At 71.7% G+C, this 22,013-nt stretch carries 21 protein-coding genes; 8 read left to right on the top strand and 13 right to left on the bottom strand.

What is annotated here, in order from left to right:
* Position 1: 1 nt before the first annotated feature.
* From B7C62_32310 to B7C62_32290, 5 genes are all read right to left on the bottom strand, one after another.
* A complete protein-coding gene (locus tag B7C62_32310; protein ID ARF76450.1) occupies positions 2–880 on the bottom strand; it encodes an ABC transporter permease in 879 nt (292 codons plus the stop codon).
* Positions 877–1,875 carry an ABC transporter ATP-binding protein gene (locus tag B7C62_32305; GenBank protein ID ARF76449.1) on the bottom strand — a complete coding sequence of 333 codons (999 nt, stop codon included), beginning with the start codon at positions 1,873–1,875 and terminating at the stop codon, positions 877–879. The genes B7C62_32310 and B7C62_32305 overlap by 4 nt, the downstream gene beginning before the upstream one ends.
* Positions 1,876–1,989: 114 nt before the next feature.
* A complete protein-coding gene (locus tag B7C62_32300; protein ARF76448.1) occupies positions 1,990–3,495 on the bottom strand; it encodes a hypothetical protein in 1,506 nt (501 codons plus the stop codon).
* A gap of 305 nt (positions 3,496–3,800) precedes the next feature.
* Entirely contained in the window at positions 3,801–4,457 is a 657-nt protein-coding gene (locus tag B7C62_32295; GenBank protein ID ARF76447.1) for a hypothetical protein, read from the bottom strand.
* Between the two features lie 201 nt (positions 4,458–4,658).
* Complete coding sequence (locus B7C62_32290) at positions 4,659–5,591, bottom strand: hypothetical protein (GenBank protein ID ARF76446.1); 933 nt, start codon at positions 5,589–5,591, stop codon at positions 4,659–4,661.
* Positions 5,592–6,300: 709 nt separating this feature from the next.
* Between B7C62_32290 and B7C62_32285 the strand changes: the two genes are divergently transcribed.
* Together B7C62_32285 and B7C62_32280 are read left to right on the top strand one after the other, a co-directional pair.
* Positions 6,301–7,515 (top strand): hypothetical protein, encoded by a 1,215-nt coding sequence (locus tag B7C62_32285; GenBank protein ID ARF76445.1) that lies wholly within the window; start codon positions 6,301–6,303, stop codon positions 7,513–7,515.
* A gap of 222 nt (positions 7,516–7,737) precedes the next feature.
* The gene (locus B7C62_32280; GenBank protein ARF76444.1) at positions 7,738–8,001 is read left to right on the top strand and encodes a hypothetical protein; all 264 of its coding nucleotides are present in this window, start codon (positions 7,738–7,740) and stop codon (positions 7,999–8,001) included.
* Positions 8,002–8,033: 32 nt separating this feature from the next.
* On the opposite strand, the gene B7C62_32275 is transcribed toward B7C62_32280, so the two are convergent.
* Positions 8,034–8,954 (bottom strand): AraC family transcriptional regulator, encoded by a 921-nt coding sequence (locus B7C62_32275; GenBank protein ID ARF76443.1) that lies wholly within the window; start codon positions 8,952–8,954, stop codon positions 8,034–8,036.
* A gap of 81 nt (positions 8,955–9,035) precedes the next feature.
* Here B7C62_32275 and B7C62_32270 point away from each other — a divergent pair, with 81 nt between their 5' ends.
* The 3 genes from B7C62_32270 (at position 9,036) to B7C62_32260 (ending at position 13,025) form a co-directional block, all read left to right on the top strand.
* The gene (locus B7C62_32270) at positions 9,036–9,875 is read left to right on the top strand and encodes an NAD(P)-dependent oxidoreductase (protein ARF76442.1); all 840 of its coding nucleotides are present in this window, start codon (positions 9,036–9,038) and stop codon (positions 9,873–9,875) included.
* A 138-nt stretch (positions 9,876–10,013) separates the two neighbouring features.
* On the top strand, positions 10,014–10,874 hold the full coding sequence (locus B7C62_32265) for a hypothetical protein (GenBank protein ID ARF76441.1): 861 nt from the start codon (positions 10,014–10,016) through the stop codon (positions 10,872–10,874).
* A 57-nt stretch (positions 10,875–10,931) separates the two neighbouring features.
* Positions 10,932–13,025: an MFS transporter gene (locus tag B7C62_32260; GenBank protein ID ARF76440.1), complete on the top strand. Its 2,094-nt coding sequence runs from the start codon at positions 10,932–10,934 to the stop codon at positions 13,023–13,025.
* A gap of 26 nt (positions 13,026–13,051) precedes the next feature.
* On the opposite strand, the gene B7C62_32255 is transcribed toward B7C62_32260, so the two are convergent.
* Together B7C62_32255 and B7C62_32250 are read right to left on the bottom strand one after the other, a co-directional pair.
* Positions 13,052–13,642, bottom strand: coding sequence for a GNAT family N-acetyltransferase (locus B7C62_32255; protein ARF76439.1), 591 nt, complete (start codon positions 13,640–13,642; stop codon positions 13,052–13,054).
* Positions 13,643–13,685: 43 nt separating this feature from the next.
* Entirely contained in the window at positions 13,686–14,123 is a 438-nt protein-coding gene (locus tag B7C62_32250; protein ARF76438.1) for a hypothetical protein, read from the bottom strand.
* Between the two features lie 163 nt (positions 14,124–14,286).
* Here B7C62_32250 and B7C62_32245 point away from each other — a divergent pair, with 163 nt between their 5' ends.
* The gene (locus B7C62_32245) at positions 14,287–15,774 is read left to right on the top strand and encodes a membrane-associated oxidoreductase (protein ID ARF76437.1); all 1,488 of its coding nucleotides are present in this window, start codon (positions 14,287–14,289) and stop codon (positions 15,772–15,774) included.
* A gap of 24 nt (positions 15,775–15,798) precedes the next feature.
* Here the strand turns inward: B7C62_32245 and B7C62_32240 are convergent, their stop codons facing one another.
* Genes B7C62_32240 through B7C62_32230 form a run of 3 tightly spaced genes read right to left on the bottom strand, consistent with a single transcriptional unit; the run spans position 15,799 to position 17,749 of the window.
* Positions 15,799–16,608 (bottom strand): methyltransferase, encoded by an 810-nt coding sequence (locus B7C62_32240; GenBank protein ARF76436.1) that lies wholly within the window; start codon positions 16,606–16,608, stop codon positions 15,799–15,801.
* 44 nt (positions 16,609–16,652) lie between these two features.
* Positions 16,653–16,889 (bottom strand): DUF397 domain-containing protein, encoded by a 237-nt coding sequence (locus B7C62_32235; protein ARF76435.1) that lies wholly within the window; start codon positions 16,887–16,889, stop codon positions 16,653–16,655.
* A complete protein-coding gene (locus B7C62_32230; protein ID ARF76434.1) occupies positions 16,889–17,749 on the bottom strand; it encodes a transcriptional regulator in 861 nt (286 codons plus the stop codon). Before B7C62_32230 ends, B7C62_32235 begins: the two co-directional genes overlap by 1 nt.
* Positions 17,750–17,956: 207 nt before the next feature.
* Between B7C62_32230 and B7C62_32225 the strand changes: the two genes are divergently transcribed.
* Entirely contained in the window at positions 17,957–18,415 is a 459-nt protein-coding gene (locus B7C62_32225) for a hypothetical protein (GenBank protein ARF76433.1), read from the top strand.
* Complete coding sequence (locus B7C62_32220) at positions 18,409–18,834, top strand: hypothetical protein (GenBank protein ID ARF76432.1); 426 nt, start codon at positions 18,409–18,411, stop codon at positions 18,832–18,834. The genes B7C62_32225 and B7C62_32220 overlap by 7 nt, the downstream gene beginning before the upstream one ends.
* Positions 18,835–18,841: 7 nt before the next feature.
* Here B7C62_32220 and B7C62_32215 read toward each other — a convergent pair whose 3' ends face one another.
* On the bottom strand, positions 18,842–20,188 hold the full coding sequence (locus B7C62_32215) for a 6-phospho-beta-glucosidase (protein ID ARF76431.1): 1,347 nt from the start codon (positions 20,186–20,188) through the stop codon (positions 18,842–18,844).
* 88 nt (positions 20,189–20,276) lie between these two features.
* Positions 20,277–21,845 (bottom strand): cytochrome, encoded by a 1,569-nt coding sequence (locus B7C62_32210; GenBank protein ID ARF76430.1) that lies wholly within the window; start codon positions 21,843–21,845, stop codon positions 20,277–20,279.
* Positions 21,846–22,013 lie beyond the last annotated feature (168 nt).

Here is a 22,013-nt window from a genome sequence, read left to right as displayed (position 1 = left end):
CTCAGCCCCCCTTCGCGGGGACGATCTGGAGGTAGATCGCCGTGATGACCATGTTCACGAAGAACAGCAGCATGAAGGTGATGACGACGGACTGGTTGACCGCGTCGCCGACGCCCTTGGGGCCGCCGCGTGGGTTGAGGCCGCGGTGGGCGGCGACGATGCCCGCGATGAAGCCGAAGATGAGGGCCTTGAACTCGCTGACGTACAGGTCGGGCAGTTGGGCGAGGGCGGAGAAGCTCGCGAGGTAGGCGCCCGGGGTGCCGTCCTGCATGATCACGTTGAAGAAGTAGCCGCCGAGCGTGCCGACCACCGAGATCAGGCCGTTGAGCAGGACGGCGACGAGCATGGTGGCGAGGACGCGGGGGACGACGAGGCGCTGGATGGGCGAGACGCCCATGACCTCCATCGCGTCGAGCTCCTCGCGGATCTTGCGGGAGCCGAGGTCGGCGCAGATCGCGGAGCCCGCGGCGCCGGAGATGAGGAGCGCCACGATGATGGGGCTGGCCTGCTGGATCACCGCGAGGACGCTGGCGCCGCCGGTGAAGGACTGGGCGCCGAGCTGCTGGGTGAGCGAGCCGACCTGGAGGGCGATGACCGCGCCGAACGGGATGGAGACGAGGGCGGCGGGCAGGATGGTGACGCTCGCGACGAACCAGAACTGCTCGATGAACTCGCGTAATTGAAAGGGTCTGCGGAAGACGGCCCGGCCCACGGCGAGGCCGAGCGCGAACAGCGTCCCGGTCTCGCGGAGCGGGGCGAGCAACCGGCTGGGGCGCCGCTGCCCGGGAGCTTCGGAGGAGGCTTCGGCCGAGGGATCGGACAGGGTCGGCCGGGGTTTCCCGGGCGGCTCGGGCGGCCGTACCGGCATCGGGGCGGTCACGCTCTCGCACCCCCGGCGGCCGGGGCGTAGCTGTTGAGGATGGCCGTACGGGCGGCCTCCGGCAGCTGGCCCATCATCGCCATGACCCGCTCGCGGCGGCGCAGCGCTCCCTGGCGTACGGGCAGCCCGGGCGAGGGCTCCAGCTGCGGGACGACGGTCCTCGGCAGGGCGATCGTGTCGGCATGGCCGAGGGATTCGTTACGTTGCTGCTCGGCGGCGAGGGTCGCGGCGTCCTTCTCCTCCGACATCCCGATGGGCCCCTCGCGGCGTCCGGCGAGGAACTGGGCGACGACCGGGGTGTCGCTGGTGAGCAGCACCTCGCGCGGCCCGAAGGTGACGAGGTTGCGGCAGAACAGCATCCCCATGTTGTCGGGGACGGTCGCCGCGATGTCGAGGTTGTGGGTGACGATCAGCATCGTCGCGTCGATCTGCGCGTTGAGGTCGATGAGGAGCTGCGAGAGGTACGCGGTGCGCACGGGGTCGAGTCCGGAGTCGGGTTCGTCGCAGAGGATGATCTGCGGGTCCAGGACGAGGGCGCGGGCGAGACCGGCGCGTTTGCGCATCCCGCCGGATATCTCGCCCGGGAGTTTTCCCTCGGCGCCGAGCAGTCCGACGATGTCGATCCGCTCCATGACGATGCGGCGGATCTCGGATTCCTTCTTGCGGGTGTGTTCGCGCAGCGGGAAGGCGATGTTGTCGAAGAGGGACATGGAGCCGAAGAGGGCCCCGTCCTGGAACATGAGGCCGAACAGCTTCCGGGTCTCCATGATGTCGCGCTCGGGGCTGTTGACCATGTCGACACCGTTGATGAGAACGCGTCCCTGTTCCGGTTTCAGCAGTCCGATGATGGATTTCAGGAACACGGTCTTTCCGGTGCCGGAAGGGCCGAGCATGACACTCACCTCACCGGCGGGCAGGGTGAGGCTGACGTCCTGCCAGATGTTCTGCTTGCCGAAGGACTTCGTCAGGCCCTCGACGACTACTTCGATTCCCATCGGACCTCCTTCGAAGGGGTGGTGGCCATCGTCATCTGTCAGCGCTCCGGCGGTCGGAATCAAGCGATAGGGGTGGTGGGGCGGAATTGCTGGCCGCCCGGTGACGGGGGGCGGTCACTTCTGGGGCTTCGGCACCTTCGGCGGGCAGTCGGGACCGTCCGGGTTCGTCGCCACGCAGAGCGGTGCCTGCCGCATCTTGGTGTAGTTGTCGGGCTTCTTGCCGACGCTGGAGATGGCCGAGGTGAAGAGCGGATCGAGGTTCTCGCCGACCCCGCATCCCTTGAACGGCGGGATGTGCGCGTATCCGGTCAGATTTCCGCCGGTCGCCACGAGATAACCGGCCGGCGGATAGCTCTGGCCGTATCCCTTCAGCACCTGCTCGAACGGCCGTTCCGTACGGCAGTCGGGCCCGACGTCCAGCGGTACGCCGTTCACCTCGACGTCGTACAGGCGCAGGGAGAGCTGGGCGGTGACCGTGGATTCCTCGGGGTAGGTCGGGGTGTTGGTGACCGTATGCGTGCGGACGACGGCCGGGGGGCCCACCTGTTCCAGCACCATCGTGGCGGTCGTCGGCATGAAGCCGTAGCTGAGGAAGGTCGCCTTCGTCGGCGGGAGCTGCCGCTTGCCCTCGTGGTCGAACTCCACCTCGGAGGTGACGTCGACGGTCGAGGCGCAGGAGTCGTTGATGTACCGCTTGTTGAGGACCACCTTCATGAAGGCGGGGCCCAGGGCGGCGGCCCCGTCCAGCTTCGCGGCGTTGGCGTACCCGGCCGCGTACGTCTCGGCGGTGGTCATCACCCACTCGGGCGGGATCTCGATCGGGCAGCTGCCGGGGTTCTCCTCGTCGAGGGCTTCGAGCCGCTCATCGGTGAGGTCCTCGATCTTCCGGTGGGCGCCCGGGTCGAGTCCGGGGGCCGGTGGGGCGGGGGGTGCGGGCGGCTCCGGTGTCTCCTTGCCGGGCGCGGGGTCGTCGGGCGGGGGCGCGGGGGCCGTCGGCCCGGCGCTGTCGCGGACGGTGATGCGGGCGAGCGGGCGTTCCTCGTCGTCGGCGGGCTCGCAGGCGACGGTGAGCTCGGGGGGCGTGGTGGGGGCGCCGTCCTCGGTGAAGGAGGCGAGGGTGAGGGTGAGCCCGGCCGGGGCGAGGGTCGCGGGGCCGGGGCTGCCGAAGGCGACGGTGGGGACGTCTCCGGTGGCGGCGAGGACCGCACCGCCCTCCGTGGGGAGGGGCATCCCGGGGGCCTGGAGTCCTTGCCACGAGGCGTCGGCGGTGTGCTCCCCGACGGTGTTGCGTACGGTCAGGTCGGCGGTGGCCTCGAGGGTGGCCGCCTCCAGACCGGTGAACCGGCCGAGCGCCGACTGCTCCAGGCCCACTTCGACGGAGACGTCACCGGGGTGGATCTCCTCGCCCGTCGTGGCCGAGGCGGGGAGTACGGCGCTGATCACGACGTCCGCCCGCTCCGGGCCCGAGGGGAACGTGCACGTATAGGGGACGGTGACCTCGGCCGTCCGGTCGGCCGCCACCGACTCGGCGCCCGGGATGAGCGCGGTGGCGACGACGAGTGCCCCGCCCACGGCCAGGTGGAGCGGTCGTCTCGCCGCGGCGCGTGCGTCGACGGTCATACGGATGGTGTCCTTCCGGCGCGCGGGCCCATCGGTGCGATGGCTGCGAAATGGGGTCCGCTTCTCGGCAACGGCCTTTCGGACGGACGCGAATGGTCCCTACCGACGGGTACGCTACGCACCCTTCCGGCCGCCTGGGAAGGGCCGGGAATTCAGCCGTTTCACGGGAATGTGATTCTTGGCAGGCGATGACAATTCCGCCCCGCGGACTTGTCGGCGAGTGAGCGGAAAAGCAGGCAGGTGCCCGGCCGCCGGACCGCACGGCCGGGCACCACGCTCACGAACCGCGCATCATCGGCGTCGGATCAGCCGCTGATGACCGGTGACTTGCCGGAGGCCGTGTTCTTGATGGTGTAGAGGCCCTGGAATCCGGCGGTGGTGCCGACGATGCCGCAGCCGCCGCCGACCTTGTTGCTGATGGTCAGCGTGAGACCGCCGCCCGCCGTGTTCAGCGTGCCGTTGCTCCCGCCGGTGCTCGGGTTGTTGTACTTGCCCGCCACCTTGCCCGCGACGTCGAAGGTGCACGGGCCCAGCAGGCTGCTCCCGCTCACCTTCGCCTTGATCGCCCTGATCTCACCGGTCACCTGGCCGGTGGAGTTGGTGCCCGCACCCGCCGTGTAGTCGAGGCCCCAGATCTGCCACGGAACCGTGGTGGTCACGGTCCATGTCGAGCTGAACGGGCCGGTGCAGGGCGAGTTGAACGAGATCGCCGAGATGGCGGCGAGCTGCGCCGGGGAGCCGGACACCGGGGAGGTGGGGGCGGAGCCCGACGCGGCGGAGGTCGCGCACTGGATCTTGTTGCCGTTGTTGTCGGTCAGGACGGTCACGCCCGCGCTGCCGGTGAAGGCACCGGTCGGCGTGATGGTCCAGCTGCTCGGCGCGGCGACGGCCGACGGAGCGGCCAGGGCGAGGGATGCCGCGACGGCACCGATCGCGGTCAGTACACCGGATCGCTTGATCATGGAATTACTCCCTTTTCTTGTCCCGTTGGGGATACGAATGGACGTGCGCGCGAAAGAGCGGGGGCGGCACGCTTCGAACTGGACCGGAGAAGGACCGGATCGTTCCGGGTGCCTTCTGTCAGGAGTGATCGGGCAGGTGTCGCACCACCTCCTTCTTCTGCGGTTACGGGGCGCCCTCGCGGGAATCGGGGGCGTCGGCCGCTACCGCTTCGCGGAGTGCCAGAATTCCGACAGCTTCCGGCCCTCGTGCGGCGCGAGGCCGGCCGGGTCGTAGGGGCTGCCGAAATAGGTCGAGGTGTCGTTGAGCTTCACGCTGTTCTTCCCGGCGGCGGACGGGAGACCGGTCTTGAGGTTCACCGCCCAGTCCAGGAGCCCGGCCCCGCAGCCACTGGCCCCCGGGACGGCGAACGTGGCGTCGCCCTGGTCGGCGCCCGAGAAGGTGTAGCGGCCCATCTCGCCCTCGTCGTCACGGGTGCCGTCGGCGGCGAACCGCTGGAGCGAGAGGCTCGGCGCGTTGAGGTTCTGCGGCTTGAGGAGCACGGGGTTGGCGGTGCTGCCGATGTAGCACTTGTCGCCGAGGAACGGGTTCTTGAGGTGGATGCGGACCGGAATGGTGAGGATGGGCTCACCGGTGGAGAAGGCCGCCACCATGTTGAAGTCCCTGGGTGCGCCCGCCGGTTCGATGGTGGCGACGACCCGGTTGAGGTTGTTGTCCGTCAGCTGGCGGCAGATCGTGGAGACGAGCGGGATGCCGCTGGGGCACATCAGCCCGAGCAGCCCGCCGGGGATCTCGGCCGGGTCGGCGGTGAGCGCTCCCCCGGGCGGCGCCACGAGGGTGTTGGTGCCGTTGCTGTGCTGGATGACGCCGAGCTGGAGATCGCTGTTGCCGGTCGGAACCTTGCTCTTGCCGAGCGTGATGGAGCCGGTGACCGAGCTGGAGGCGATACAGGTGGCGACGGCCTCGATGCCGTCCGCCGCGAGCATGGCGGGTGCGTCGACCGGGCAGCGGTCGAACGGGGCCCAGTCACCGTTGAGCTCGGTCGCCGCGGCGGCCGAGCCGGTGGAGAGCACGGCGCTGAACGCCGTGAATGCCGCGAGCACCCCTATGCGGGTGCGGTGGGAAACGGATCTCATGTCGTCCCCTTCTTGTCGGCCGCCGGGAATGCGGCCCTGTGCGCGAAGTTGGCCGGTTCGCCGACGCATGACCGCCACCACCGCGACGGGGTCGTCGGCAGGTACGGAGAGGCGGGGTGGACCCGGGGGAGAAGATCTGAGCGTCAAATTTCGGGCAGATTTCTTGACCGAATTGAACGAGGCGTGATGTTACTCGCGGGAAACACAGCGACACAATCCGTCCGCCCAAGAATTTTTACGGGGCCCCGTTTTTGATCCATGGATGAGTAACCGGGGGTCACCCCCTTGTCAGAGAATGCGTATCCGAACTCGCCGGAATAGGGACCGGCGGCCGGAACCCCGCCTCCCGCACACCGCGCCGAAACGGCTCCGCCGCCGTCGCCGCAGTGGTCACCGCCGTTGCCGCCACCACTGTCCCCGCCGCTGTCCCCGCTGTTGCCATCGCCGTTGTCACGCGGTTGTCACCACTGGAGCAAGCGGCCGAAATTCATTGTCCGAAAGCGCGTAGTGGTGTCCGACCTGCGTGAAAGTACCGCCGCGCGGACAGGATGCGTGCCCCCTGCACCCCGATCTTGTCCAAGTGGTGTGCAGTGCCTGTTCCTTGGTCTATCTTCGTCGCGGACTCGGTACGCATCTGTCGGTTCGTGGGAGCGCTTTCCCCCTACCGTCCCACCCCACCACCGGATGCCGAGAGCAGAGGGGACATGGCATGGCACACCTCATACAGCCGTTGGACACCGAAGACCCCCTGGGGCCGCTCCCCCAGGAATTCGCCGCGATCATGCGGCCCGAACTCCCGAGCCTCATCAAGGAGATCGGCGTCGAGGTCACCCGCGCCTATCCGGTGTACGCCCGGCTGCTGGACGGCCCGAACGGCCAGGCCATCCGGGTGGGCGTGGAGCAGAGCCTCTCCTCCTTCGTCGACCTGGTCGCCGAACCCTCCGCCTCCACCACGCTGCGGGACGACATGTGCCGGCGCTTCGGGCGGTTCGAGGCGTACGAGGGCCGGAGCATGGAGACCCTCCAGGGCGCCTACCGGCTCGGGGCCCGGGTGGCGCTGCGGCGGGCCAAGAAGGTGGGACAGAGCTACCACCTCTCCCCCACCCTGATGCTCAGCTTCGCCGACGCGCTCTTCGCCTATGTGGACGAGCTCGAATCGCTCTCCCGCGAAGGCTTCCTGGAGGTCCAGTCGCAGTCCGGGGAGCAGACCGAGGCGCTGCGCCGACGGCTGCTCCACCTCATCCTGGCCGGGCGCCCCGCCCCCCGCAGCGCCATCGCCGACCTCTGCGAGCAGACCGGCTGGCCCCTGCCCGCCGAGGTCACCCTGGTCGCCGTCCGGGCCCCGGCGGCGCTGGACCGGCTCAGCGCGGACCGGGACGTCCTGCTCGATCTCAGCGACCCGCAGCCGCACTTACTCGTCCCGGGCCCCCTGGACGGCGCACGAAGATCCATGCTCGAACAGGCCCTGCCCGCCACCCGTGCGGCGATCGGGCTGACCGTCCCGACCGACCTGGCCTGCGACTCCATCCGCTGGGCCCGCCGGGTGCTGGAGCTCGTCGACTCCGGGGTGATCGACGACGCCCCGCTGATCCGCTGCGAGGACCACCTCATCACCCTGTGGCTGCTCTCCGACCCCGCGCTGCTCGACCAGCTCGCCCAGCGGGAGCTGGCGGCGGTGGCCGGGATCAGCGCCACCCGCCGCGAGCGGCTGATCGAGACGCTGCGGATCTGGCTCGACACCCGGGGCACGGCGGCCCAGATGGGCGAACTGCTCGATGTGCACCCGCAGACCGTGCGCTACCGCATGCGCAGCCTGGAGACCATCTTCGGTGATCAACTCGTCGATCCGGAAAGCCGCTTCGCGACCGAGGCCGTGCTGCGTGCGCTGCGGCTGCGCGCCCGCCCGGCCGGCACATCCCCCTGATCCGGATCACGTTCGGCCCGATCCGGATCACGTTCGGCGCGACAGGTCAACTTACCCCCGCGTAAGGGGAAATACCCGGTCAGTCCCAAACGGTTGCGACACGGAGACGTATCCGACGAGAAACCCGGAACCGCGTCCCGTACACAAGGAGGAGTCCGCCGCTCATCCGGCGGCGGCACCCGTGCACCGCCTCCTGGCCGACCATCCGAGAGGGAACACCCCATGACCGCCTCGCACCTCCTCGTCCCCGTGCCGATCCCGGACCGGGTCGCCGCGCTGATCGGCTCGTGCATCCCGCCGCACATCCTGGAGGCGGAGTTCGAGGCCGACTGCGCGGCCCGCGAGGTCCGCAGGTTCCGGGGCCCCCGGCTTGGCGTCGAGGACCAGGCCGACCGTGAGCAGGCCCTGTCCGAACTGGCCCGCGCCAACAAGGTGCTGGCCGCTCACCACCCCCGGCTGACGGTGGGCCCGGGCTCGTTCTCCTGAACCGGCCGCACGCACCGGGCATCCCCCGGAACTCAGCCCCGCACCCGCTCCGGCGCCGTGGCGCGGTGCTCGGTCGGGGTGGTGCCGCGGTGCCGTTTGAAGGCGACGCTCAGCGCGAAGGCGTTGGCGTAACCGACCTTCCCCGCGATCGAGCCGACCGTGGCGTCCGTCCCCCGCAGCAGGTCGGACGCCAGGGCGATCCGCCACGTGGCGAGATAGGTCATCGGCGGTTCGCCCACCTGGGCGGTGAAGCGGCGGGCGAGCGCGGCGCGGGAGACCCCCGTGGCAGCCGCCAGCCCGGCCACGGTCCAGGGCCGGGCCGGATCGTCGTGGAGCAGCCGCAGCGCGTGGTCCACCACCGGATCGTCCAGGGCCCGGTACCAGAGGGGGGCGTGGGCCTCGGAGCGGTCGAACCAGGTCCGCAGCGTGGAGAGCAGCAGCAGGTCCAGCAGCCGGTCGCACATCACCTGCTGTCCAGGGCCGTCCGCGGCGACCGCCTCGACCACCAGGTCCCGCAGCGTGCGGTGGCAGTCGGCCCCGGGGAGGACCAGCACCTCGGGCAGCGCCCGGAGCAGCCGCTCGCTGATCTCGCCCCGCCCGGTGTAGGCGCCGCTGAGCAGGAGGGCCGAGCCGTCCGGCCCTTCCCCGGCCTCACCGGGGCCGCTGCCGCCGACGCAGTACTCGGCGCTGCCGATCACGGCGTGCGGCGGGGTCGCCGGGTCGTCCGCGACGGTGTACGGGGCCCGGCCGCGCAGGACCGCGATGTCCCCGGTCTCCACCGCGACCGGTTCGCCCGTGGCGGGGACGATCCACGCCCGGCCGCGCACCATGGTGGCCAGCGTCAGCGGGGAGCCCGCGGCGAACCGGAGCGACCAGGAGCCGTCCATGACGGTCCGCCGGAACAAGGCGCCCCGCGCTCTGACTCCGTCCAGCAGTTCGGAGAGCACGTCCATGCCCCCACCATAGACGCACAGACATCGAAGTGAGCTTTCAGACCATGGATCGTCTCACGGAGAGCGGCTTGACTGACGGACATGACGAACTCCTTGATCCTCATCACCGGCGGTACCGGAAAGATCGGCAGCCGGGTCGCGTCCCGGCTCCGGGAGCGGGGCGCTCCGGTCCGGGTGGGCTCGCGCTCCGGTGAACCGCCCTTCGACTGGCACGACCGCGCCACCTGGGACACGGCCCTCGACGGCGTGAAAGCCGTCTGCCTCGTCCCGCTCGACGGGGAACTCCTCACCCGCCCGTTCGTCGAGCGCGCCGCACAGCTCGGCGTCGAACGCGTCGTCCTCGTATCGGGGCGCGGCGTGGACGTACCGGGGTACTCCGGCGAGGCCAATTCCGCCGGGGCCACCTATGTGGACGGGGAGAGCGCGGTGCGCGGCAGCGGGCTCGCGTGGACCGTCCTGCGGCCGGCCTGGTTCGCCCAGAACTTCAGCGAGGGCCTCTTTCTGGACGCGGTCCTCGCCGGGGAGCTGAGGCTGCCCGCCGGGGACGGCGCGGCCTCCTTCGTCGACGCGGAGGACATCGCGGCGGTCGCGGTCGCCGCGCTCACCGAGGACGGCCACGCCGGGCAGACGTACGAGCTCTCCGGGCCCCGCGCCCTGACACTGGCCGAGGCCGCCGCCGAGATCTCCGGGGCCACCGGCCGCGAGCTCCGCTATGTGCCGCTCCCGCACGAGGAGTTCGTCGGCGAGCTCACCGCGCAGGGCTGGCCGCCCGCCGCCGCGGAGGACTTCGCCGAGGCGGTCGGCCCGATCCGGCGCGGGATGGACAGCCACCTCTCCGACGGCGTACGGCGGGCGCTCGGCAGGGAGCCGCGCGACTTCACGGACTTCGTGAAGGCGTCCGTCGGGGCGTGGGGCGGCTGACCGCCGGGGGGGCGCGGGCAGGGCCGGTCGCCGGGGGCGTACGGGGACCGGCAGCACCCCACGTACGCCCCCGTCAGCGGGCCGGGCGAAGCCGTCAGGGATAGTGGGCGTCCATCCGCATCCCTCCCCGGAGACCCCATGTCCCCCGTGCCCCTGATCCCCGGCGAAGACCACCGCCCCTCCCTCCTCCTCGTCACCGATCTCGGCTACGAGGCGCGCGGGCGGCGCTACTGCGACGAGGACATCTTCCTGGCCTCCCGGCTGCGCGAAAACTTCGACGTCGCGCTCTGCCACCCCCGGGACGCCGCCGCGCTGCTGGACCGCTTCGACCTCGCCCTCGTACGCAACAGCGGTCCCGTCCTGCACTACCAGGAGGCGTACGAGGCGTTCCGCGCCCGTGCCCGGGAGCTGCGGGTGCCGGTCTGCAACCCGCTGGAGGGGCGCGGAGACATGGCGGGCAAGCAGTATCTGGTGGAGCTGAGCCGGGCCGGGTACCCGGTGATCCCGACCGTGGACCGGGCGGCGGACCTGGGGCTGCTGCCGGAGGCCGGGGAGTACGTGGTCAAGCCGAAGCTGGGGGCGGACTCGGTGGGGCTGCGGTTCGTCACGGGGGCGGAGGCCGGGGCCGCGCTGGAGGGGGCGGACGAGGGGACGCTGCTCGTCCAGCCCCGGATCGGCTTCCGGTACGAGGTGTCCTTCTACTTCGTCGGCCACGACTTCCAGTACGCGCTGTACGCGCCGGACCCGGAGCGGCGGTGGGTGCTGGAGCCGTACGCGGCGGGCGCGGAGGATCTGGCGTTCGCCCACCGGTTCATCGCGTGGAACTCCCTCGGTCACGGCATCCAGCGGGTCGACGCCTGCCGTACGGCGGAGGGCGGGCTGCTGCTCGTGGAGCTGGAGGACCTCAATCCGTATCTCTCGCTCGACCGGGTCGGCGAGGAGGTCCGGGAGGCGTTCGTGGCGCGGCTGAAGGGGTCGCTCGCCTACCTGGCCGGCTGACCCCCGTCCGGCCTTTCCCCGCATGCGGGCGGCGGGGGCCGGTGTGAGGGTGCAGACGTGACCACTGCCAGCGAGCAAGCCCCCGCCGCGCAGAGTGCCGCCGCGCCGCCGCCCGTCCTGGACCGGCGGCGGCGCAACATCGTCTTCACCACCATCGTGCTCGGCATGCTGCTGGCGGCGCTGGACCAGACGATCGTGGGCACGGCCCTGCCGACGATCGTCTCGGACCTGGGCGGCGCCGCGCACATGTCGTGGGTGGTCACCGCGTATCTGCTCACCGAGACGGTCGCCACCGTGCTGGTCGGCAAGTTCGGTGACCTGTTCGGGCGGAAGCTGGTCTTCCAGGTCTCGGCGATCGTCTTCATCACCGGCTCGTTCCTCTGCGGTCTCGCCTCCGACATGCTGATGCTGATCATCTGGCGCGGGATGCAGGGCATCGGCGCGGGCGGCCTCATGGTCACGTCGATGGCGCTGATCGCGGATGTGATCCCGCTGCGCGAGCGGGGCAAGTACCAGGGGGCCATCGGGGCGGTCTTCGGCATCTCGACGGTGATCGGGCCGCTCCTCGGCGGACTGTTCACCGACCATCTGACCTGGCGCTGGGCGTTCTACGTCAACGTGCCGATCGCGATCGTCGTGGTGATCGCCGCCGCCCGGAACATCCCCTCGGTGAAGGCGGCGGGCCGCCCGGTCATCGACTACGCGGGGATCGCGCTGGTCGCCGTCGGAGCGAGCGCGCTGATCCTCGCGACGAGCTGGGGCGGGAACGAGTACGCCTGGGGCTCGCCCGTGATCGTCGGGCTGTTCGTCGGCGGGATCATCGCCCTGACGCTGTTCTGCCTGGTGGAGCGGCGGGCCAAGGAGCCGATGCTGCCGATGCGGCTGTTCCGGAACCCGGTGTTCACCGTCTGCTCGGTCCTCAGCTTCATCGTGGGTTTCGCGATGCTGGGCTCGATGATCTTCCTGCCGACCTACCTCCAGTACGTGGACGGGGACTCGGCGACGCTCTCGGGCGTGCGGACCCTGCCGCTGGTCGCCGCCCTGCTGGTCGCCTCGATCTTCAGCGGCTCGGTGGTGAGCAGGACCGGGCGGTACCGCCTCTTCCCCATCGCCGGGACGCTGATCATGGCGGCCGGGCTGTTCCTGCTCTCCCGGATGGGGCCCGAGAGCGGGGTGTGGCTGGAGTCGCTCTACATGGTGGTCCTGGGGCTCGGGATCGGGCTCGCCATGCAGGTGCTGACGATCGCCGTGCAGAACACCGTCGACTACGCGGACCTGGGTACGGCGACCTCGGGCGTGACGTTCTTCCGTACGCTCGGCAGCGCCTTCGGTACGGCCGTGTTCGGGACGATCTACGCCAACGCGCTGACGCCCAACCTCAGGGACGGGGTCGCCCAGGCGGTCGCGGCGGGCGGTGACCCGGCGGCGCTGGCCCGGGCCTCGGAGAGCCCGCAGGCTCTGCACGCGCTGCCCGCCGCCCAGGTGGAGCCGCTGGCGCAGGCGTACGCGCAGACGCTGCACACCGTGTTCCTGTGGACGGTTCCGGTGGCGCTGATCGGCTTCGTCGTCGCGCTGTTCCTCAAGGAGGTGAAGCTGCGGGACTCGGCCCGGCTCGCCTCCACCGACATGGGCGACGGCTTCGCCCAGCCCGGCAGCGGCGACTCCGAGAAGCTCCTGGAGATCGCGGTGGCCACGATCCTGCACGGCGCGGGTCCGGACACGGCCCGCCGGATCGTCAGGGAGTCCGACACCCGGCTGGACATGGCGGGGGCCTGGGCGGTGATGCAGGTGGACCTCTTCACCCGGATGGTCGGCCACGCGGGGCTGAAGCTGATCGCGGCCCGGCACCGGCTGCCGCCGGAGGTGCTGGTGCCCGTCTTCGACCGGATGATCGAGGAGGGCTACCTCACCGGGGACGGCCGTCTCTTCTCCCATACGGCGGCGGGCGCGCGCGAGGCGCGGGTGATCTCCGACGCCTGGGGGCGCTGGCTCAACGAGCGGCTGGCGGAGGACGGCGCCCGGCCCGACGACGGACAGTTGCGGACCGCCGTGGACATGATCGCGAAACGGCTCCTGGCGGAGGACCTGGCCCAGGAGCTGTCACCGGACCCGCACCCGGGCGGCTCCACGCGGGTGGGCGCCCCGGCCTGACTCCCCCGGGCCCCCGGGTCCCCGGGTCAGGCGTGGTCCCAGGACCGGGGGCGGGTCTGCGCCTCCCACTCCTCCCGGAGCAGGGCGAGCAGGGCGTTGTCGTGGCGGCGGCCCCGGTGCAGACAGGAGGACCGGCGTACGCCCTCCCGTGTGAAGCCCGCCCGCTCCAGGGTGGCGAGGGAAGCGGCGTTGTCGGTGTGGGTGACAGCTTCCACGCGGTGCAGGGGCAGTTCACCGAAGGCCAGGTCGGTGAGGGCGGCCAGGGCGTCGGCGCCGTATCCCTTGCCGCGGTGCTCGGGGGCGAGCAGGAGGTAGACCTCGGCGGTGCCGTCGATGAAGTCCTCCTCATGGAGGGCTATATGGCCGATGGGGGTGTCGTCCGGGAGCAGGACGAGGAAGTCGTCGCGGGTGCGGTCCTCGGCGTGGGCGGCGAGGCGTTCGCGCAGCTCGTGGAGCGGACCGGGCCAGATCCCGATCTCCCGGGCGGCGACCGGGTCGGCGCGCCAGTGCTGGATCAGCCCGGCGTCGTCCGGCTCCATGGGGGTGAAGGCCACGTGCTCGCCGCGCCAGACGCGTTCCCGCGCGGCGTACGGGGCTTCCGCTTCGTCCTTGTCCATGCGCGGATCGTACGGGCCTTCCCGCCCTGGTGAGAAAGGGTTTTCAGGCCACGAAGACCGCCGCCGCGTAGACCCAGGCGCCCTCGTGGCGGACGAAGCGGCTCTGCTCGTGGAGGGAGTCGGGGCGCCCGTCGTCGGTGTAGTGGGCGCGGAAGGTGACGGTCCCGGTGGTGTGGAAGGCGCTGCCCTCGGTGGTGTCCAGGATCTCCAGCCCGGTCCAGCGCATCGCCGGGTCGAAGTCGACGCCGGGCGGGCGGGTCTCCGGGTGCCAGGTGCGCAGGAGGTACGCCGCGTCCTGGACGGCGAAGGCCGTGTACCGGGAGCGCATCAGGGCCTCGCAGGTCGGGGCGGCGGCGCTGCCCGAGTGGAACCGGCCGCAGCACTCCCCGTACGTCGCGGAGAGCCCGCAGGGGCAGGGCGAGGTGGCGGTGATGCGCGGGGCGGCGGGCTGCTGCCGGGGGCGGGAGGTGCGTCGTGACATGGGTCCATTGTGGCCCGGCACGGCCGGCTCGGCGGGCCGGGCAGGGCGGTCGCGTCGGCGGCGCGGCCGGTGCGAACAGAACAAGGACCCCCGTCACCGGGTGAACACGGCTGCTCACAGCAGGGGTTGACACCTCGCGGGGCCGCGGGTGAGAGTCCGGCGCGTGGAGATCAACGAGCTGACGCCCGCCGAACGCCGTGTCCGGGACGCCTTCCCCAGCGGCGCCCCCGTCGACTTCCGTACGGGATCGGAGGAGGCGGACGACCCCGAGGGCGGCGGTGACTGGGGACCGGAGCGGACCGTGCGGGCCGAGGTGCTGCGCGCCCTGCTGCTCGGCGGGGAGCGTACGCCGGGGGAGGTTCCGGCGTTACGGGTCATGGGGGCGCGGATCACCGGGACGCTCCGGGGGCGCTACGCGGTGGCGGAGTGCGCGGTGCTGCTGACCGGCTGCCACTTCGAGAAGGCGCCCGATCTGTACGGGGCGCAGCTGCGGCAGCTGAACCTGAGCGGTTCGGTGCTGCCCGGGCTGGACGCGGGGACGATCCGGGTCGACGGGGTGGTGCGGCTGAGCGGCTGCCGGATACCCGGCCCGGTGCGGCTCGGCGCCTCCCGGATCGCCCGGGCCCTCGTCCTGGACGGGGCGAGGATCGGGGTGCACGCGGACGGTTCGACCGTCGCGAACGACGAGCCGGTCCTGCGGCTGAACCACGCGGTCGTCGAGGACGATCTGTGGTGGCCCCGGCTGGTGGTGCACGGGGAGGCGAGGATCGACGGGGCGGCCGTCACCGGGCAGATCCGGATGGACGACGCCGAGCTGTGGAACCCGGGCGGCACCGCGCTCCAGGCGGAGAACGTCACGGTCGGCTCGGACCTGCACGCCATGCGCCTCCGGGTACGGGGGCGGGTGAACCTGCGGGGCTGCCGGATACCGGGCCAGCTGAACTTCGCGTACGCCCGCTTCGCGCACCCGGGCGGGGTGGCGCTGCGGGCGAGCAGCATGACCGTGGGAGAGCTGTGGCTGCGGGAGGCGGCACCCATCGAGGGCCTGGTGAACCTGCGGCGTTCGCAGATCGACATGCTCCACGCCGATCCGTCGGTCTGGCCGCCCGTGGTCCGGCTGGAGGGCCTCACCTACACCTCGCTCCTCCCCCATCTGCCCGCCGCCCGGCGGCTGCCGCTGCTGGAGCGCGAGGAGGAGGGGTACGTACCGTTCTCGTACGAGCAGTTGACGGCGGCGTACCGGCGGATCGGTGACGACGACGCGGCCCGTACGGTGCTCCTGGCCAAGGAGCGCAGACGGCGCGGGACCCTGCCTGCGTACGCCCGGCTCTGGGGCCATCTCCAGGACGCCGCCGTAGGGTACGGGTTCCGGCCGGTGCGGGCGGCGGGCTGGCTGTTCTCGCTGCTGCTCGTGGGGACGGTGGCGTACGCGACGCGCCATCCCGGGCCGTTGAAGGAGGACGAGGCGCCGCCGTTCAGCCCGTTGTTCTACACCCTGGACCTGCTGCTGCCCATCGTGGACTTCGGCCAGGAGAAGGCGTTCAACCCGCAGGGGTGGTACCAGTGGCTGGCGTATCTGCTGATCGTGACCGGGTGGCTGCTCGCGACGACGATCGCGGCGGGCATCACCCGGTCCGTCAGCCGCAACTGACGGGGCGGCGGCCCGGTGGGGCGGTCAGGGCTTGCGGGCGACTCCCGCGTACCCGGGGATCGGCTCGTCGCCCGGTACGTCGATGACCTCGCCGAGCTCCGGATGCCAGTCGGCGGAGAGCGAGACGCCCGGCTCGACGAGTTCGAGGCCGTCGAAGAAGGCGGTGAGCTCGGCGCGCGAACGGAGGCGCAGGGTCATCCCGCGCTCCCTGTACAGGGCGCGGGCCCGCGCCGCGCCCTCCGGGTCGAAGTCGCCGGTGGTGTGCGAGAGGACCAGATAGCTGCCGGAGGGGAGCTGCTCGACCAGCTCGGCGACCAGTCCGGCGGCGCCGTCCTCGTCGTCGATGAAGTGCAGCAGGGCCAGCAGGGAGAGCGCGACCGGCCTGCCGAAGTCCAGCACCTTGCCTGCCTCGGCGAGGATCGTCCCGGGTCTGCGGGCGTCGGCCTGGATGTACTCGGTGGCGCCCTCGGGGGTGGAGCGCAGCAGGGCCGCCGCGTGGGCGAGGACGATCGGGTCGTTGTCGCAGTAGACCACCCGGGCGCCGGGGGCGGTCCGCTGGGCGATCTGGTGGAGGTTGGGCTCGGTGGGGATGCCGGTGCCGATGTCCAGGAACTGGCGTACGCCCTTCTCGGCGAGCCAGCGGGTGGCCCGGTGCATGAACGCGCGGTTGACCCGGGCCATGTCCCGGCCCCGGGCGTCCAGGGTGAGCAGCTGCCGCGCCATCTGTTCGTCGACCGGATAGCTGTCCTTGCCGCCGAGGAACCAGTCGTACATCCGGGCGGGATGCGGCTTGCCGGTGTCGATCTCGGTGGCCCGGTGGTCCTGCCCGGTCATGGCGCACTCCGTGGGTAGTGGTCCGGATGGCGAGCGGTGGTGCGTCAGGTGAGGAGGAAGTCCGCCTGGCCGGCCTTGGCGCCCTGGATGAACGCGGCGATCTCACCGTTGGAGTAGATGAGCGCGGGGCCGTCCGGATCGGCGGACTGGCGCACCGCCACCCGGCCGTCCGCGAGCTTCATCGCCTCGATGCAGTTGCCCCCGTTCCCGCCGCTCCAGGGCTTGTACCAGCCTTCGGAGCCGAGGTCGGCGGCCGGCATGCCGTTGTATATGTGGTTCATCACAGCTCCTTGCGGAAGTCCCGGAGGATTTCCTTCGTGCGTTGTGCCGTCGCGGCCTGGGCCGCCATGCGGTCCATGACTTCGAGGTACGAGGCCACCTCGGGGCGGGCGTCGAAGTAGACCGCCCCGGTGAGGTACTCGCTGAAGACCATGTCCGGCAGTTCGGGAATGGCGAACCGGAAGAGAACGAAGGGCCCGTAGGTTCCCGGGTGGTGGCCGGTCGCGAACTCCGCGACCTGCAAGGTGACATGGGGCAGCTCGGTGGCTTCGAGCAGCTTGTCGATCTGGGCGCGCATCGCCTCCGGACCGCCGACGGGCCGCCGCAGGACGGTCTCGTCCATGATCACCCAGAGTCTGGGGGCGTCCTCCTTGGTGAGGAGGGCCTGCCGCTCCATCCGCAGGGCCACATGGCGCTCGATGTCCTCGGGCCGGGTCTGGCCGACGGCTCCGGTGCGCAGCACGGAGCGCGCGTACTCCTCGGTCTGGAGCAGCCCGGGAACGAAGTGCGGCTCGTACATGCGCAGCAGGCTCGCGGCGCCCTCCAGGCTGACGTACATGCTGAACCAGTCGGGCAGGACGTCGTGGAACCGCTGCCACCAGCCCGGCCTGTTCGCCTCCTCGGCCAGTTCGACGAACGCCTCGGCCTCGGCATCGGAGACCCCGTACGCCTTCAACAGCAGCTGGACGTACGGGATCTTGAGGCCGACCTCGGCCGTCTCCATCCGGCGTATCGTCGCGGGGGCGACCCGGAGCACCTTCGCCGCCTGGTCACGGTTGAGACCCACGCGCTCCCGCAGGTCCTGGAGGCGCTTGCCGAGCACGACCTGTCCCACGGTCGGGGCGGACCGCGGTTCGCTCACTTCAGACCTCCCCATGCGCTGTTTTGCCAGCAGTGTGCCATGTGTGCGCCCCCAACGACACAGCCACTCTGCAATTTTCAGAGTGCCCCTTGCCAAGTGTCCTCGACAGGGGGAGAGTTGGGTGTCGAACCAGTTCGCTCAGTCATGGCCGCTTCCCGGACACCGGGGGACGGGGCGTGACGCAGCCCCCACTGTGAGGAATCGGTCGTGGCACCTGGCAGTGCGCTCATCCCCCGGCTCATGGATCTCAGCCCCGGGACGGAAGCGCTCCGTTACTGCTTCGCGCTGCCCGCGCACCCGGAGTCGGTGGCCGGCGCACGGCAGCTGACCCGGGCCCGGCTGGAGACCTGGAAGCTGGGCGGCGATGTGTACGACGCGGCCGTCCTCATCGTGTCGGAGCTGGTCACCAACGCGGTCGTGCACACGGCGAGCACCCGCGTGGTCTGCGAGCTGCGCTGTCTGGGCAGACGTCTGCGGATAGCCGTGCAGGACCAGGGGCACCAGCCCGGCGGCCCCCGGCTGCGCCGCTGCTCCGATGACGAGCACGGGCGGGGTCTGGTGCTGGTCGACACGATGAGCAGCTCGTGGGGTTCCCACGACGCCGGGGACCACTCCGGCCGGATCGTCTGGGCGGAGCTGCCGTACGGCGTGGAGCGGCCATGCTGAGGAACGCCCTGTCCAGGCTGCGCGGTGCGCACCGCCCCCGGCCGCCCGAGGACCCGCGCGGCGGCCGGGTGCAGCTGTCGCTGCCGCCCTCCATGTCGGCCACCCTGGGCTGCGACGCGGTCGGGGTGCCCGCCCGGCACGGCTTCCGGCTGATGTCCCATCTCCCGCGCACCGGCTGTGTGTTCGCCGACGCGGACCGCTGGTGGTGGATCGTCCCGGCCGGCTCGGACCTGGATCTGGACTGGCCCGAGCAGGTGATGTACGCCCGGGGCGCCGATGTCCCCGCCGTGCGCCCCAAGCTGATCCACTCGCCGGACAGCCTCACCCCGTACACCCCGCCCATCCCGCTGTTCCTGATGGTCTGCCAGCTGGCGGGGGTGGCCCCGAGCTGGGCCAGGAGCGCGGTTCCCGCGCCCTGAGCAGGTTTCAGGGCCGGTCGAGGTAGGCGAGCTGCGGGTGGGCCTCTCGGTATCCGTCCACCAGCTTCCCCGCCACCGCGACGGAGTCCACCAGCGGGTGCAGCGCGAAGGCCCGCACCGCCGCTGCCCGCGACCCGCTCTCCGCCGCCTCCAGCACCGTACGCTCCACGGCCTTCACCGCCGTGACGAGACCGACGGCGTCGTACGGAAGCGGCGAAACAGCCACCGGATGGGCCCCGTTGGCGTCGACCAGGCAGGGCACCTCCACCACGGCATCGGCGTCCAGGCACGAAAGGGCCGCGCGGTTGCGGACGTTGAGGATGAGCGAGGTGCGTTCGTTGCGGGCGATCGCCCGCATGAGAGCGAGGGCCACCTGCTCGTAGCCGCCCGATTCGAGGTCGCTCTCCGCGCGCTCCCCCGCCCCGGCGACCTCCCGGTTCTCCGCCATGTACGTGGCCTCGCGCTCGGCGCGGGTGCGGTCCCAGGTGGCCAGGGCGGGCGTGCCGGGCTCCCGCATCCGGGCGTAGAAGCCCTCCTGCTGGTCGCGGAGGAAGGCGCCCCGGGTCTGCTCGGCCTCCTGGTAGGCGGCGGTGGCCTCGCGGTTGAAGTAGTAGTAGTGCAGATACTCGTTGGGGACCGCGCCGAGCGAGCGGAGCAGCTCCGCGCCGAAGAGACGGCCCTCCTCGAAGGAGCCCAGCAGCGCGGGATCATCCAGCAGCCGGGGCAGTTCGTCCCGCCCGTCGACGTAGAGGCCCCGCACCCAGCCGAGGTGGTTGAGTCCCGCGTAGTCGGTCCAGGCCCGGTCCGGGTCGGCGCCCAGGACCCGGGCGATACGGCGGCCGAGCCCCACCGGGGAGTCGCAGATGCCGATGACCCGGTCGCCGAGGTGGCGGGACATGGCCTCGGTGACCAGTCCGGCCGGGTTGGTGAAGTTGATGGTCCAGGCATGCGGGGCGAGGCGGGCGATGCGGCGGGCCAGCTCGACGGCGACGGGGACGGTCCGCAGCCCGTACGCGATGCCTCCGGCGCCGACCGTCTCCTGCCCCAGCACGCCGAGGTCCAGGGCGACCCGTTCGTCGGCGGCCCGTCCGGCGAGCCCGCCCACCCGGATCGCGGAGAAGACGAAGTCGGCGCCGCGCAGCGCCTCGTCCAGCTCGGTGGTGGCGACGACGGCGGGCGCGTCCGGGATGCCCCGCGCCTGTTCGGCCAGGACGCGGGCGACGGCGGTGAGCCGGTCGGCGTCGGTGTCGTACAGGGTGACCCGGGAGACGCGGCCCTCGGCGTGATCGCCGAGGAGAGCCCCGTACACAAGAGGCACCCGGAATCCGCCACCGCCAAGAATTGTCAGCTTCACGCTGCTCGATGGTACGGGGGTGCGCCCCGCGCGCGGCGGAGCGGCACCGGACCTCGCGTACGGGGTCCGGTGCCGCCGCCGGACGGGGTCAGTAGCCGTTCCACCAGCGGGAGACGGCCTGCCAGAGGCGGGCGGGCGCGGCCGGGCGGCGCTGCCGCGGGATCACCGCCGCGCCGGGGGCCGGTTCACCGGTCGCCGGGGCGGGCGCGTCCGTCGGAGCGGCGGCCGGTCGCTGCGGCGGAGCGCCCGGGGCGTGGGCGGGCTGCGTCCCGGCGAGGGAGTGCGCGGGCTCGGGGACGGGCCGGGCCGGGGAGGAGACCTCCCAGTCACCGGCCGGACGGGTGGCGCGGGCCATCACCGAGAGCGGGTCGGCGTCCAGCTTCTGCTGCGGGCTGGGGGCGAACTTCACCGGCAGCTCGACCAGGTGGCGGGACATGATGTTGCCGACCCAGCGCAGCTCGCTCTCCTCCACGCCGAGCTCCAGGTCCGGCAGCCGCATCAGGAGGGCGTCGACGCCCACGTCCGCGATGGCCCGGCCGATGTCCTGGCCGGGGCACTCGTGCGGGCCGCCGCTGAACGCGAGGTGGGCGCGGTTGCCGCCCATGTCGGCGGCGAGGTCGGGGCGGACCGTGGGGTCGGTGTTGGCCGGGGCGATCCCGACGAGCAGGGCGTCGCCCGCTTTGATCTGCTGGCCGCCGAGCTCGGTGTCGCCGACCGCCCAGCGGCCGAAGACGGCGGTGAAGGGCGGCTCGTCCCAGAGGGTCTGCTCCACCGCCTCGGGCACGGTCATGTGGCCGCCGCTGAGCCGGGCGCGGAAGCGCGGGTCGGTGAGGACCATGCGCAGTACGTTGGCGATGAGGTTGGCGGTGGACTCGTACGCCGCGATGAGGATGAGGCGCAGATGCTCGACGACCTCGACGTCGGTCATCGTCGCGGGGTGCTCGACCAGCCAGGAGGCGAAGTCGGGGGCCGGTTCGGCGCGGCGGCGCTCCACCAGGCGCGTCAGCACACCGACGATGTGGGCGTTGCTGGCCACGGCGGTCTCGGTGCCGCGCGTCATGTCGCGGGCGGCCTGGACGAGCCGCTCGTCGTACTCCTCGGGCATGCCGAAGATCGCGCACATCACCATCATCGGCAGATGCTCCGCGAACTGGCTGACCAGGTCGGCGCTGCCCTTCTCGCAGAAGTCGTTGACCAGGCGGTTACTGAAGCGGTTGATGTGGCGGCGCACGCCCCGGGTGTCGATGCGCTCCATGCTGTCGGTGACCGCGCCGCGCTGCCGCTCGTGCTTGGCACCGTCGGCGAAGACGCAGACGGGCTGCCAGGTGAAGATCGGGGCCAGCGGGTGGTCCGGGGCGACGCTGCCGTCCTGGAGAGCCCGCCAGCGCCGGGAGTCCCGGGAGAACTGGGAGGGCGTACGGGTGAGGTGGAGGTTCTCGCTGTGGCCGAGGACCAGCCAGGCAGGTACGTCGCCGTGGAGTAGGACCGGGGCGACCGTGCCGTGTTCGGCGCGGAGCTTGTCGTAGAGGCCGGCGGGGTCGTTCTCCGCCTCGGGGCCGTAGAGCCGACGCAGGCCGCCGGGGCCGATGCCGAGGTTGTGGGCCGGGCACTGGGGCGGCGGGACGGCGCCGGGTTCGTGGTGGAAGGGGGTTGTCACGGTGGCTCCAGGGATCAGGACGGCCAGGGGTCGAGCGTGGGCGGGCAGGGCGTTGTACGGGGGCGCGTGCCGGGGGATCGGCGCGCGCCCCCGGCGTCGGAACGGCCGGGAACCGTCCCGAGGCCGGTGGGGCGTGGGCGTCGGACGAGGGGCCGGGGGCTGATGGCT

The sequence above is a fragment of the Kitasatospora albolonga genome (genome assembly GCA_002082585.1).
Taxonomy (GTDB): Bacteria; Actinomycetota; Actinomycetes; order Streptomycetales; family Streptomycetaceae; genus Streptomyces; species Streptomyces stephensoniae.
The sequence above is the reverse complement of the archived record's forward strand: the minus strand, read 5'-3'. Positions and strand labels throughout refer to the sequence as shown.

Excerpts from the sequence above, each read along its gene's own strand:
- B7C62_32255 (ARF76439.1), bottom strand. The coding sequence starts at position 13,642 with ATGGACAAGGACGAAGCGGAAGCCCCGTACGCCGCGCGGGAACGCGTC.
- B7C62_32235 (ARF76435.1), bottom strand. The coding sequence starts at position 16,889 with ATGAACCACATATACAACGGCATGCCGGCCGCCGACCTCGGCTCCGAA.
- B7C62_32275 (ARF76443.1), bottom strand. The coding sequence starts at position 8,954 with ATGGACGTGCTCTCCGAACTGCTGGACGGAGTCAGAGCGCGGGGCGCC.
- B7C62_32280 (ARF76444.1), top strand. The coding sequence starts at position 7,738 with ATGACCGCCTCGCACCTCCTCGTCCCCGTGCCGATCCCGGACCGGGTC.
- B7C62_32305 (ARF76449.1), bottom strand. The coding sequence starts at position 1,875 with ATGGGAATCGAAGTAGTCGTCGAGGGCCTGACGAAGTCCTTCGGCAAG.
- B7C62_32295 (ARF76447.1), bottom strand. The coding sequence starts at position 4,457 with ATGATCAAGCGATCCGGTGTACTGACCGCGATCGGTGCCGTCGCGGCA.
- B7C62_32270 (ARF76442.1), top strand. The coding sequence starts at position 9,036 with ATGACGAACTCCTTGATCCTCATCACCGGCGGTACCGGAAAGATCGGC.
- B7C62_32240 (ARF76436.1), bottom strand. The coding sequence starts at position 16,608 with ATGACCGGGCAGGACCACCGGGCCACCGAGATCGACACCGGCAAGCCG.
- B7C62_32300 (ARF76448.1), bottom strand. The coding sequence starts at position 3,495 with ATGACCGTCGACGCACGCGCCGCGGCGAGACGACCGCTCCACCTGGCC.
- B7C62_32265 (ARF76441.1), top strand. The coding sequence starts at position 10,014 with ATGTCCCCCGTGCCCCTGATCCCCGGCGAAGACCACCGCCCCTCCCTC.
- B7C62_32285 (ARF76445.1), top strand. The coding sequence starts at position 6,301 with ATGGCACACCTCATACAGCCGTTGGACACCGAAGACCCCCTGGGGCCG.
- B7C62_32220 (ARF76432.1), top strand. The coding sequence starts at position 18,409 with ATGCTGAGGAACGCCCTGTCCAGGCTGCGCGGTGCGCACCGCCCCCGG.
- B7C62_32290 (ARF76446.1), bottom strand. The coding sequence starts at position 5,591 with ATGAGATCCGTTTCCCACCGCACCCGCATAGGGGTGCTCGCGGCATTC.
- B7C62_32250 (ARF76438.1), bottom strand. The coding sequence starts at position 14,123 with ATGTCACGACGCACCTCCCGCCCCCGGCAGCAGCCCGCCGCCCCGCGC.